The organism is Acinetobacter sp. WU_MDCI_Abxb74 (genome assembly GCF_025513915.1).
In the GTDB taxonomy this organism is placed as follows: Bacteria; Pseudomonadota; Gammaproteobacteria; order Pseudomonadales; family Moraxellaceae; genus Acinetobacter; species Acinetobacter calcoaceticus_C.
This window is the reverse complement of sequence record NZ_JAHPRP010000006.1, coordinates 1-12,665: the sequence shown is the minus strand read 5'-3', so window position 1 is coordinate 12,665 and position 12,665 is coordinate 1. Positions and strand designations below refer to the sequence as shown.

General features: G+C 38.7%; 9 protein-coding genes. 4 read left to right on the top strand and 5 right to left on the bottom strand.

The annotated features are described in order from the left end of the window. Position 1 precedes the first annotated feature (1 nt). The 5 genes from KTH84_RS11380 to KTH84_RS11360 form a co-directional block, all read right to left on the bottom strand. On the bottom strand, positions 2-1,342 hold the full coding sequence (locus KTH84_RS11380) for a MacA family efflux pump subunit (RefSeq protein ID WP_133975416.1): 1,341 nt from the start codon (positions 1,340-1,342) through the stop codon (positions 2-4). Positions 1,343-1,449: 107 nt separating this feature from the next. After that, entirely contained in the window at positions 1,450-2,439 is a 990-nt protein-coding gene (gene holA / locus KTH84_RS11375) for a DNA polymerase III subunit delta (RefSeq protein ID WP_262473176.1), read from the bottom strand. Between the two features lie 18 nt (positions 2,440-2,457). After that, a complete protein-coding gene (lptE, locus tag KTH84_RS11370) occupies positions 2,458-2,967 on the bottom strand; it encodes an LPS assembly lipoprotein LptE (protein WP_003654946.1) in 510 nt (169 codons plus the stop codon). Positions 2,968-2,994: 27 nt separating this feature from the next. Then, positions 2,995-5,619, bottom strand: coding sequence for a leucine--tRNA ligase (gene leuS / locus KTH84_RS11365; RefSeq protein WP_262473175.1), 2,625 nt, complete (start codon positions 5,617-5,619; stop codon positions 2,995-2,997). 187 nt (positions 5,620-5,806) lie between these two features. Then, entirely contained in the window at positions 5,807-6,142 is a 336-nt protein-coding gene (locus tag KTH84_RS11360) for a DUF4124 domain-containing protein (protein WP_262473174.1), read from the bottom strand. Positions 6,143-6,645: 503 nt separating this feature from the next. Here KTH84_RS11360 and KTH84_RS11355 point away from each other — a divergent pair. From KTH84_RS11355 to KTH84_RS11340, 4 genes are all read left to right on the top strand, one after another. Beyond that, a complete protein-coding gene (locus KTH84_RS11355) occupies positions 6,646-8,370 on the top strand; it encodes an acetolactate synthase 3 large subunit (protein WP_262473173.1) in 1,725 nt (574 codons plus the stop codon). Beyond that, entirely contained in the window at positions 8,370-8,861 is a 492-nt protein-coding gene (ilvN, locus tag KTH84_RS11350) for an acetolactate synthase small subunit (RefSeq protein ID WP_001215920.1), read from the top strand. Before KTH84_RS11355 ends, ilvN begins: the two co-directional genes overlap by 1 nt. Positions 8,862-8,892: 31 nt before the next feature. Then, on the top strand, positions 8,893-9,909 hold the full coding sequence (gene ilvC, locus KTH84_RS11345) for a ketol-acid reductoisomerase (RefSeq protein WP_262473172.1): 1,017 nt from the start codon (positions 8,893-8,895) through the stop codon (positions 9,907-9,909). 325 nt (positions 9,910-10,234) lie between these two features. Continuing rightward, entirely contained in the window at positions 10,235-12,289 is a 2,055-nt protein-coding gene (locus tag KTH84_RS11340; RefSeq protein WP_262473171.1) for an EAL domain-containing protein, read from the top strand. Positions 12,290-12,665 lie beyond the last annotated feature (376 nt).

Here is a 12,665-nt window from a genome sequence, read left to right as displayed (position 1 = left end):
CTTACATTCCCATTGGGCCACTACGGCGACGGTTATTACTACTATTTGCTGATGCCGCAGAAGTGTCTGCACTATCAGCAATCACAACTTGATCACCTTGTTCTAAGCCCGCAAGAACTTGTGCATTTACACGGTTGTTAATACCAACCAAAATCTGAGTTGGTTTAGTTGTGCCATCGGCTTGTAATATGCGTACAACACTTAATGTTAATTTACCTTGTTCAATTAACTGTTTTTGCTCAGCAGTCAAATTAAGGCGCTCTAGACGAGCTCCATTTCCTTGAGATTTCTTGGCTGCTTCTGGTGAAGAACTAGATTTATCAGATGATTGACCTGATTTTCTTTGACCTGAAAATTGTTTAGAGCTAAGTGCTGATGAAGGAACGAGCAGGGCATTTTTAGCTGAATTTAATACGATATAAACTTGTGCAGTCATATCAATACGCAATTTACCATCCGTGTTTGGCACATCGAATAGGGCATTATAGTAAACGGCTGAACTGGTCGTTGAACTTGTAGTACTGTTTGATTCACTAGAAATTGAATCAGGAGCAGGTTCAATTTGACGTAAGGTTGCGTAACGCTTAGTGTCTTCACCTAAGGTCGTGAAATAAACCTGTTGGCCTTTCTCAACTTTCATAATGTCAGCTTCACTGACCTGCGCCTTAATCGTCATATTTTGTAGTTTTGCAATTTTGACAATTGTTGGTGCACTTTGGTTGGCGTTTACGGTTTGGCCTTCTTCCGTCACAATCGCAACAACTGTACCATCAGTTGGAGCAAGAATACGCGTATAACCAATATTGGTTTGTGCCGTAGATCTAGTTACTTTTGCAGACTCGATTTGTGCATCTAGTGCTTTGATTTGTGCTTGAGCTGTTTTATAGCTTGCTTCAGCCGATTCTAAATCTGCACGCGGTGTTGCATCTTGCGCATACATTTGTTGCTGACGACGAAATTCAAGTTGTTTTTCATTCAAAGATGCAACCTGTTGAAGGCGTTGTGCTTCTAAATTTTTAATATTTGCATCAGAAGTTTTTAAACTATTTTCTTGGGTAGTTGAATCAATTTGCGCAATAAGTTGACCTTGTTTAACCTGATCACCTAGTTGCACATACATTTTTTTGACCTGACCAGATACCTGTGCACCGACACTAATCAGTTTGGTTGCATCAAGTGTACCCGTTGCAAGTACATTATTTTCAATATCCCCGCGCGTTACCTCAGCAGTAATATATTGTGGTTGCTGCTGTTTTGGTTTGAAAAACTTCCAAGCTAATATAGCAATAATGACTATACAGACGATGATAATAACAAGTTTAATTGGCTTTATTTTTGGCATGGTGAGAGGTCGAAAAGTTTAAAATTTAATTTAGTATAAAAGCGAAATGAGGATAAAACGTGAATTTTTATAATATTTCAGGAATGAAGGAAAATGATTCAGCCGAATTATTGTATAAAGAGTGTTTTTCCACATAACTCAGCAATCGCTTGCTGCATTAAATGTTCTGCATTTTCATTCGACATTCCTTTAATTGCTGCATCAATTTGCAATAGAAGGGTAGACCAACCTAGAAACTGTTGGGGATTTAATCTTCGTAAGGCTTGTTGATATAAACCAACTTTTGTTTTCCATATACCGAGCTGTAAGGCGTTATGAGGCTGTTCAAATAATTGCATCAATAAGCGCATTTCTTTACTTAAAGTCCATAAAATCAGACTATCTGGTTCGCCTGCCGCAATTAAATATTGAAAAATCTTAATAGATTGGCCGAGGTTGCCTTCTAATAACGCATCACTTAAATCATAAGTGGTATAACGAGATTGATCTTGCAGGCAAGCATACAATTGCTCAATTTGAATAAGCTTCTGGTCTGGGAAAGTATCTCTTACACGCATTAAGCTATTTTTAGCAGCTAATAAGTTGTGCTCATGATGTTGCATTAACCATTGCCAAGCATCATTGTCGAGCTGGATCTCAAGCTTTTCGGCTTCTACGTTTAAAATACGTTGACGGTCTTGCGGATAATTTGCTGTTAGGGCAACAACAACGCCGTTTGCTTCCACAACTTGAAAAAAAGCAGATTTTAAGCTGCTACTATCTTGTTTGGGTAAAACAATTAACAGCAGGTTATGTTCGTTATTTTGGATATAACTTTTGAGTTGTTTTAAACCATTTGCATCAGGTTTGATGTTGCCATGTACTTCAATGGCAAGCTGTTGAGAAAATAAAGATAAACTATTAAGTGCATTAAAGACATTTTTCCAGTCATTCACGCTACTAATATCATAGCGCTGTCTTTCAACCTCTTGTTGCTGCCAGCTTTTTCGAAAAGCATCTAGTAAATTTTGTTCTAATAAGGGCTCTTGCCCATGCAAAATCCACGCACCCCGAGCTTCCGAAGTACGTTTTAAAGCTTGTAAATAGTCAATTTTCATTAATAGCAGAAATACAGATTAAGGCTGAGCTTTTGGTAAACGATTTGCTGAAATCTGACGAGTAATCTGTTGTGCAATATCATCAATCACAATACGTTGTAAGTAACTTTCTTGCTGATTTTCAGTGTTGACTGTTGCCAAATCATATTGGTAACTACGAGATGCAGTTAATGAGCGTGGTTCAGTAATTTTATTACCCTGACGATCTTCAATCTGGAAGGTTACAGTTAGGCGTAATAACACTTCTGTCAGTTTTCCATTTAAAAGCTGACGACGTGGTGTGTACTCTAAAACACGAAGTACATAGGCATCATTATCATTGCTGAATTGAACACCATTGGCAGCCAAATATACTTTTAACTGCGTTTCCAAATCATCAGTTTTAGCTGGTAACTCAAGGCTTAACTTTTTATATACAAGCGGAGTCGCAGTCGGGTTGGTTCCTTTTAAATGAAATCCACACCCGACTAAGCCTGCACTAAGGCCTAAGGTTAAAACAACAGCGGCTAAACGTTTGGCTAAGTGCATGCTTGATCCTCTCATTAATAACTTTAATTAAACCACGAGGTTAACTAGTTTATTTGGAACCACAATTTCTTTTTTTGTTGGTCCGGTTAAGAATTGTTGAACTTCTGGTAGAGCTTTAGCTTGAGCTAATAGATCTTCTTTAGAAATATCAACAGAAACTTCAAGTTTACCGCGAAGTTTACCGTTAACCTGTACAACAATCGTTTGTGTATTACGTGTCAACGCAGAAGCATCGACTTCAGGGAACGTTGCTGCCGTAACATCTGTACCAAATTGAGCCAATAAAGTTTGGCTTAAATGTGGTGCAAACGGTTCGAGCAAAGTTAAAAGTGTAGTGATCGCTTCTCGTTCTACAGCAATATCGTTGTCATCTTTTGCTTCAAACTTGTTGCTCGCATTTAACAATTCCATCAATGCGGCAATGGCAGTATTGAATGCATGACGACGTTCAATATCATCACTTACCTTTTGAATGGTTTCGTGTGTTTTACGGCGTAAATCTTGAGCGTCTTTAGACAAGTTTGCAGTATCGATTGTAGAAGCCGATTTGCCTTTTTCAAGGAAGCCCGCTACAAGGCGCCATACACGTTTCAAGAAACGGTTTGCACCTTCAACACCTGCATCAGACCATTCTAAAGATTGATCTGGTGGTGCGGCGAACATCATGAATACACGAGCAGTATCTGCACCGTATTGGTCAATAATCGCTTGTGGGTCAATACCGTTGTTTTTCGACTTAGACATTTTTTCTTGTCCGCCGATGACAACTTCTTGACCATCACCTGAATATTTTGCAGAAAGAATACGACCTTTTTCATCGCGTTCTAATTCGATATCAGCAGGGTTAAACCAAGTTTTCTTACCATTTTCTGCTTCACGATAGAACGTATCTGCAAGCACCATGCCTTGAGTTAACAAGTTGGTAAATGGTTCATTACCTTGTACAACGCCTTCGTCACGCATTAATTTGTGGAAGAAACGTGCATAAAGTAAGTGAAGAATTGCGTGCTCAACACCACCAATATATTGGTTCACAGGAAGCCAGTTTTGAGCAGCTTCAGGTTTAACCATACCACCAGTAAAGTCTGGAGATGCATAACGTGCATAGTACCAAGATGACTCTACGAAAGTATCTAAAGTATCGGTTTCACGACGTGCATCGCCGCCACAACAAGGACATTTAGTTTCATAGAATTCAGGCATTTTGTTAAGCGGGTTGCCTGAGCCATCTGGAACAACATCTGTTGGTAATACAACAGGCAGTTGATCTTCAGGCACTGTGACTTGACCACAAGTATCACAGTTAATCATTGGAATTGGACAACCCCAGTAACGTTGACGAGATACACCCCAGTCACGTAAACGGAATTGAACTTTAGAGTTTGCTAAATTGTGTGGTTCTAATTTTGCAAGGAATGCATCGAAAGCAGCTTGGAACTCTAAACCGTCAAACTCACCAGAGTTAACAAGTTTACCTTCTTTAGAACCGTACCATTCTTGCCAATGGGTTGCAGAGTATTCTGCATCGTCAGCGCCTTTAGCATCAATCACTTGCTTAATTGATAAATTAAATTTGTTAGCAAACTCAAAATCACGTTCGTCATGCGCTGGTACAGCCATTACTGCGCCAGAACCATAAGACATTAATACGTAGTTTGCAATCCAAACAGGAAGGTCTTCACCAGTTACAGGGTGTTTTACAAACAAGCCTGTTGCCATGCCTTTTTTCTCGGCTGTTGCCAAGTCCGCTTCTGCAACTGAGCCCATGCGGCATTCTTCAATGAATGCAGCCAATTCAGGGTTGTTTTCAGCAGCTTTAAGTGCAAGAGGGTGTTCTGCTGCAACGGCAACATATGTCACACCCATTAGAGTGTCGGCACGAGTTGTATAAACAGTTAAACCGTCAGCATAAATTTCAGTATTGGCAGGTGGGAAGGTAATTTCCATGCCAGTAGAGCGACCAATCCAGTTACGTTGCATGGTCAACACTTGTTGAGGCCAGCCGTCTTGTAAAGTGTCAAGATCGTCTAATAATTCTTGTGCATAATCCGTAATACGGAAGTAGTACATTGGAATGTCGCGTTTTTCAACCAATGCACCTGAGCGCCAGCCACGACCATTTTCAACTTGTTCGTTTGCCAAAACTGTTTGGTCAACCGGATCCCAGTTTACCGTTGAAAGTTTACGGTAGATCAGGCCTTTTTTATAAAGCTGAACAAATAACCATTGTTCCCAGTGATAATACTCTGGTGTACAAGTTGCGAACTCGCGATCCCAGTCTACAGATAGACCTAATTTTTTTAATTGGTCACGCATGTAGGCAATGTTTTCAAATGTCCATTTTGCTGGAGCAACTTTATGGGCAATTGCTGCATTTTCAGCAGGTAAACCGAATGCATCCCAACCCATCGGTTGTAGCACAGTTTCACCCTTTAAACGGTAAAAACGGCTAATCACATCGCCAATTGTATAGTTACGCACATGCCCCATATGCAGCTTGCCGCTTGGGTAGGGAAACATTGATAGGATGTAGCGATGTTTACCTTCGACAGTGTCGGCAACTTTAAAGACTTTACGATTTTCCCAATCTTGTTGAACTGATGGTTCAATCGTGTTTGCTTGATATTCGGGGTCAATGTGAGAAATAGTCATAGACGTAAGCTATACAACGAAAATTGAAATGAAAGATTGCTGCACAGCATAGCGCAAAATAAAGGGAAATGTCAGTTTTTAGATCAGGATTTTATCTTTTAATATGAGCAATAAACATTTATCAATCTATCCTTCTTTATTTTAAATAATAGAAGAGTGATGAAAATATTCACCACTCTCATTTCGGTTATCGTGCTGCTGCGGATGAGGCGGGCGGAACAGGTACAGCGGATACACTTTTTTCCTGTTCTACGTTAGCTGTCTCTTGCACTACTTTATCGGTTATAACTTGAGGTTGTTGTTCTGAGGTGGGGGCCGAATTTTTTAGGGATGATTGGCTGCCGTAAGTTGAAACTTTGTTCAAATGTTTTGCACTCTTCGGTGGTGGCGTTGTGGTGTAATGAGTGGAGCCACTTTTATCCATCCATTTATAATATTGCTGTGCCTGACTTTGGCTTGAGTAAATTAAAATTACTATTGTTAATGTCATATATGAGATTGTTTTTAAATAAGATAAATTCATATCAGATCTTCCCCAAAGAATGCTGACTATATTTAAATAAAGTTCATAAATAAGCAATTTACAATGTATGGTTTTATATAAAAAAGAATAATTTTTTAATAAATAGAGGTTGGGCTGATCAAATTTATGATTTAATTTTAGATTAAAAAAGCAACAGCTAAAAATTTTTATGGAAAAACTTTTTCTTTAATCTTGACTTTAGTGAATTAAACAACAAAAATGCTTCCTTTAGTTTTATATGCGATTATTTGATCACCCTTCGAATAACCGTCATGTTTTGTAATAGACATTCTCTCTAGCCGAGAGATTGATTTTACTTAAAGTATGTATATCCAGACATGCTTTATTAATGTTAAAAAAGCTTATACGGCTGAAAAACAGAAATTTTTCTATTGCAACGAAAACTAGACAATATGTGTGCTATAACAGTGCAGACAATTCAATGAATGAAACACTATTTGTGCCTTCCATAAATAGTGATAAAGATTTTAGGGTGAATCACGTTGGAACTTTTATCTGGTGGTGAAATGCTCGTTCGTGCTCTTGCGGACGAAGGCGTTGAACATGTTTTTGGTTATCCAGGCGGCGCTGTATTACATATTTATGATGCGCTATTTCAACAAGACAAAATTAATCATTACCTCGTACGTCATGAACAAGCTGCTGGTCATATGGCAGATGCTTACTCACGTGCTACAGGGAAGACAGGCGTAGTACTGGTCACTTCTGGACCTGGCGCAACTAATACTGTGACTCCAATTGCAACAGCTTATATGGACTCAATCCCAATGGTGATTTTGTCTGGCCAGGTTGCATCACATCTTATTGGTGAAGACGCTTTCCAGGAAACTGATATGGTGGGTATTTCACGTCCTATCGTGAAACACAGCTTCCAAGTTCGTCACGCAAGTGAAATTCCTGCAATTATCAAAAAAGCATTTTATATTGCATCAAGTGGCCGCCCTGGCCCAGTTGTAGTCGATATTCCAAAAGATGCGACAAATCCTGCAGAAAAATTTGCGTACGAATATCCTGAAAAAGTGAAGATGCGTTCTTATCAGCCTCCTTCACGTGGTCATTCTGGTCAAATTCGCAAAGCGATTGATGAACTTTTAAGTGCAAAACGCCCTGTAATTTATACTGGTGGTGGTGTTGTTCAAGGTAATGCATCAGCATTATTGACTGAGCTAGCTCATTTGTTGGGTTACCCAGTGACAAATACACTCATGGGTCTTGGTGGCTTCCCTGGCGATGATCCACAGTTCATGGGCATGCTTGGGATGCACGGTACTTATGAAGCAAACATGGCGATGCATAATGCTGACGTCATTCTTGCGATTGGTGCGCGTTTTGATGACCGAGTAACCAATAACCCTGCAAAATTCTGTGTGAATGCCAAAGTTATTCATATTGATATTGATCCGGCGAGCATTTCAAAAACGATCATGGCGCACATTCCGATTGTAGGGGCGGTTGAGCCTGTACTTCAGGAAATGTTGACGCAATTGAAACAATTGAATGTGTCTAAGCCAAATTCTGAAGCAATTTCTGCATGGTGGGATCAAATTAATGAATGGCGTAAAGTTCATGGTTTGAAGTATGAAACACTCACTGATGGCACGATGAAGCCACAGCAAGTTGTTGAAGCTTTATATAAAGCGACCAATGGTGATGCCATCATTACTTCGGATGTGGGTCAACACCAAATGTTTGGCGCGTTGTATTACAAGTACAAACGTCCACGTCAATGGATTAACTCAGGCGGATTAGGCACCATGGGCGTAGGTTTACCTTATGCAATGGCAGCTAAGTTAGCTTTCCCTGATCAACAGGTCGTTTGTATTACCGGTGAAGCTTCAATCCAAATGTGTATTCAGGAGCTTTCAACTTGTAAGCAATACGGTATGAATGTGAAGATCTTGTGCTTGAATAACCGTGCTTTAGGTATGGTTAAACAGTGGCAAGATATGAACTATGAAGGCCGTCACTCAAGCTCATATGTTGAATCATTACCTGATTTTGGCAAGTTAATGGAAGCTTATGGTCATGTTGGTATCCAAATTGATCATGCTGATGAACTAGAGTCGAAGCTTGCTGAAGCAATGGCAATTAATGATAAATGTGTATTCATTAATGTCATGGTTGATCGTACAGAACATGTTTATCCAATGCTGATCGCAGGTCAGTCCATGAAGGATATGTGGTTAGGTAAAGGGGAGCGTACATAATGAGACATATTATTTCTGTACTCGTTGAAAACGAAGCTGGTGCGCTTTCTCGTTTGGTGGGTTTATTCAGTCAACGTAACTACAACATTGAAACGTTGAATGTAGCTCCAACCGAAGACCCAACGTTATCACGTCTGACATTAACTACTTATGGCGATGACCATAAGATTGAACAAATTACAAAGCAGCTCAACAAGCTTGTTGAAGTTGTAAAAGTAGTAGATTTATCAGAAGGTTCACACATTGAGCGTGAACTGATGTTGATTAAAGTAAAAGCGTTAGGTGCTTCACGTGCTGAAATTAAGCGAACAGCGGATATTTTCCGTGCGCAAATTGTAGACGTGACACCAACTACCTATACCATTCAAATAGCAGGGACAACTGAAAAATTAGATGGTTTTATCGATGCACTTGCAGAAAACACTATTCTAGAAGTCGTTCGTTCAGGTGTATCTGGTATCGCCCGTGGCGAAAAAGTATTAGCCATTTAATTTTTTAAAAGTATTTTAGCGGAGAACACAAATGCAAATTTTTTACGATAAAGACTGTGACTTATCAATCATCCAAGGCAAGAAAGTAGCGATTGTTGGTTACGGCTCTCAAGGTCATGCTCACGCACTTAACCTTAAAGACTCAGGCGTAGACGTAACTGTAGGTTTACGCGCAGATTCAGCTTCTTGGAAGAAAGCTGAAAATGCTGGTCTTAAAGTTGCAGAAGTTCCTGTTGCTGTTAAGCAAGCTGACCTCGTAATGATTTTGACTCCAGATGAATTCCAATCACAACTTTACCGTGACGTGATTGAGCCAAACATCAAAGAAGGTGCGACTCTTGCATTTGCTCATGGTTTCTCGATCCTTTATAACCAAGTTGTTCCACGTAAAGACTTAGATGTAATCATGGTTGCTCCGAAAGCACCTGGTCACACAGTTCGTTCAGAATACCAACGTGGTTCAGGTGTTCCTGATCTAATCGCAATTCATCAAGATGCTTCTGGTAATGCACGTAACGTTGCTCTTTCTTATGCTTCAGGTGTAGGTGGCGGCCGTACTGGTATTATCGAAACTTCATTCCGTGAAGAAACTGAAACTGACTTATTCGGTGAGCAAGCAGTTCTTTGTGGTGGTGCAGTTGAACTCGTGAAAATGGGCTTTGAGACTTTAGTTGAAGCTGGTTATGCACCAGAAATGGCTTACTTCGAATGTTTACACGAACTTAAATTGATCGTTGACTTGATGTTCGAAGGCGGTATCGCTGACATGAACTACTCAGTATCTAACAATGCTGAATATGGCGAATATGTAACTGGTACTGAAGTAATTAACGAACAGTCTCGTGAAGCAATGCGTAATGCATTGAAACGTATTCAATCTGGCGAATATGCGAAGATGTTCATTCAAGAGGGTGCATTAAACTACCCATCTATGACTGCTCGTCGTCGTCAAAATGCTGCACATGGTATTGAAGTAACTGGTAATAAATTACGTTCAATGATGCCATGGATTCAAGCGAACAAAATCGTAGACAAAGAAAAGAACTAATTCTCTTTTTCTAAAGCTTTAAAAGAACCCTGCGCTAAGCAGGGTTCTTTTTTATACTGTTTTGTTTGAATATGAAAAGAGCCATGTAAATAACTCAATTGGATTAAAGAAATTCTATATTTTTCATATAATTGGCTGCTTAATTTTTGGTTACTCTATTGATTTATAAAGTAAAAAATACTTGACCAAAAGATAGATAATGTTATTGTTTATAACTGACTTAAAAAGTCAAATTTAATAGAATGTATTGAACATGTTTAGTTGTATTTTGGGCAATGAGTTGAACAAAATAAAAAAAAGTATTGAATAATCATGGAAGTCCAATATGGGTCATGTTGATTACGATAGCACATTGATCGTCGGCTCTTTTATTGCAGCCGGCATTATTTGCTATATTGTGATTTCCATGGAGCAATTATTATTCAATAAAGCCCTTAAAAAATTTGAATCTCTAATTTTACTTATCAATAGCTTATTGCTCGCATCAGCAATTAGTATCGTTCATATTGTTGGAATACAAGCCTACCATTTGCTTGGAACAATCAATTCTAATATCCCTTTAATTGCCGTTTCTTTTGCCGTAAGTGTTTTGTTATCTTACATTGCAATGTGGTTAACTTCTCGTTTTACTCTACCTTTATTCCGACTTATTTTAAGTTCGGTTGTAATGGGAATCGGAATTTCAGCTTCATATTACATTAGTATGTTGGGCTGGAATATTGATATCTATAAAAAAGACTATACCGCTTTCTTGCTATTATTTTCTGTACTCATTGCTATGAGTGGGGCAGGATTGGCTTTTTTATTGTCCTATAAATTAAAAGATACAGAGCATCATCGATTAAATCTAAAAATAGCATTCGCGATCATGATGACCTTAAGCATTATGGGAATGCACTATACTGCTCTGATTGCGACCAACATTACTGATAAATTTATTAGCCAATATCAGGCTGAGCATGACTTATTATTATTTACAATTATTTTAGTCACGTGTCTGGTACTGGTCGCAAGTTTTATTGTGGCGATGTTGGAGCAGCGGCTTACTCAACAAAACTTAGAGTTACGTAAGGCAAATAAAGAATTAGCTAATCTTTCTATACAAGATAACTTAACTAAACTGCCAAACCGTCTTTACTTAGTTGATTATGCTGAAGTACTGCTCTCAGATCATCGATATAAAGACCAAAAAATTGCTTTTTTATATATTGATTTAGACCGATTTAAATCGGTCAACGATGCGTTTGGGCACCACGTGGGTGACCAACTACTCATTCAAATGGCGAACCGTTTACATTGGCAACTCAATGAAAAATGTAAACTGCTTAGAATTGGTGGCGATGAGTTTTTGCTTATTGCAGAAAATACCAATGCAGAAGAAGCAGTTGTTTTGGCCGAAAAAATTTTACAATTGATTCAGGAAAGTTATCAAATTTCTGGTAAGGAAATTAATATTTCTGCAAGTTTGGGCGTCGCACTTTTTCCTGAGCATGGACAGAATGTTCAGGACTTACTTATGAATGCTGATGCGGCCATGTTGATGTCTAAAGAACAAGGTCGTAATACATATACCATCTTTAGTTATTCAACCCATCAACAAGAAACGAGAAGTCAGTCAAAACTGATCAATGATCTTTATAAAGCCGTCGAAGAAAAACAGTTCATCTTATATTACCAACCAAAATTTAATACCAATCTTGAAGTTTGTGGAGTTGAAGCATTAATCCGTTGGAATCACCCAGCCTTAGGCATACTTACACCGCATATGTTCATTGAAGGTGCGGAAAAAACGGGTTTGATCATTCCAATGGGATATTGGGCGCTTGAGCAAGCTTGCCTGCAAATTCAGGAGTGGGAGCGCAGTAACACGCCATTTTATCCAGTCGCTGTGAACTTGTCGGCACTACAGTTTGAAAATAAAAAGCTATTCAGTACGCTCGAAGCACTATTAAAAAAATATCAAATTCAACCTTATCATTTAATTGTTGAAATTACTGAATCAACTGCAATGCGACATATTGACTTGAGTATTCGAGCGTGTGAACGGCTGCGGGACATGGGAATTCGTGTTGCGATTGATGATTTTGGAACAGGGCATTCGAGCTTCTTATATTTAAAAGATTTGCCCGTAGATGAATTGAAAATTGACCGTGGTTTTATTGTTGATTTAAAACCGGGTTCGAAAGAAGAAGTTATTCTCGAAAGTATTATTCATCTAGCTAAAAAGTTAGGTTTAACCGTAACGGCAGAAGGGGTCGAAACTCAGCAGCAGGTTGAGATTTTAACCCGTTTAGGCTGTCAGCAATTCCAAGGTTATTTATTGGGAATGCCTGTTCAAGTTGATCAACTCATTGAGTCCCAAGGCGCTCATTTTGCTTAGTCTTAATGGATAGATTAAGTTACTCCAATTTTTAAACGACTGATGACCGATTTCTTAATAAATTTTCAATTAAAACTATTTGTTTGTATATAATATTTAAAATAATAATTTATTTAATCTAATGAAAAATAATAAGAAATTTAAGATCTTGTCATAAATTCGACATTGACACCTGTAAACTCTCAGATTATCCTTTGCAAGCTGGCCTACATTGCCAGTCGGTTTTAGCAGACCGTGATGAAAGATCGCATCAGAGTTATTCCGTCTGAGGGATAGTCTTATGCGTAAACTCCTCGTCTCCTCCCGTAGCGGTAGGATGATCTGACCCCATAAAGTTGGACAGTTAATTAAGCAGTTTTTAAAAACTGATTTCTAT

What these genes read in the sequence shown, in the direction of transcription:
- KTH84_RS11380 (WP_133975416.1), bottom strand. Translation starts at nt 1,342, where the DNA reads ATGCCAAAAATAAAGCCAATTAAACTTGTTATTATCATCGTCTGTATA.
- holA (WP_262473176.1), bottom strand. Translation starts at nt 2,439, where the DNA reads ATGAAAATTGACTATTTACAAGCTTTAAAACGTACTTCGGAAGCTCGG.
- lptE (WP_003654946.1), bottom strand. Translation starts at nt 2,967, where the DNA reads ATGCACTTAGCCAAACGTTTAGCCGCTGTTGTTTTAACCTTAGGCCTT.
- leuS (WP_262473175.1), bottom strand. Translation starts at nt 5,619, where the DNA reads ATGACTATTTCTCACATTGACCCCGAATATCAAGCAAACACGATTGAA.
- KTH84_RS11360 (WP_262473174.1), bottom strand. Translation starts at nt 6,142, where the DNA reads ATGAATTTATCTTATTTAAAAACAATCTCATATATGACATTAACAATA.
- ilvN (WP_001215920.1), top strand. Translation starts at nt 8,370, where the DNA reads ATGAGACATATTATTTCTGTACTCGTTGAAAACGAAGCTGGTGCGCTT.
- ilvC (WP_262473172.1), top strand. Translation starts at nt 8,893, where the DNA reads ATGCAAATTTTTTACGATAAAGACTGTGACTTATCAATCATCCAAGGC.
- KTH84_RS11340 (WP_262473171.1), top strand. Translation starts at nt 10,235, where the DNA reads ATGGGTCATGTTGATTACGATAGCACATTGATCGTCGGCTCTTTTATT.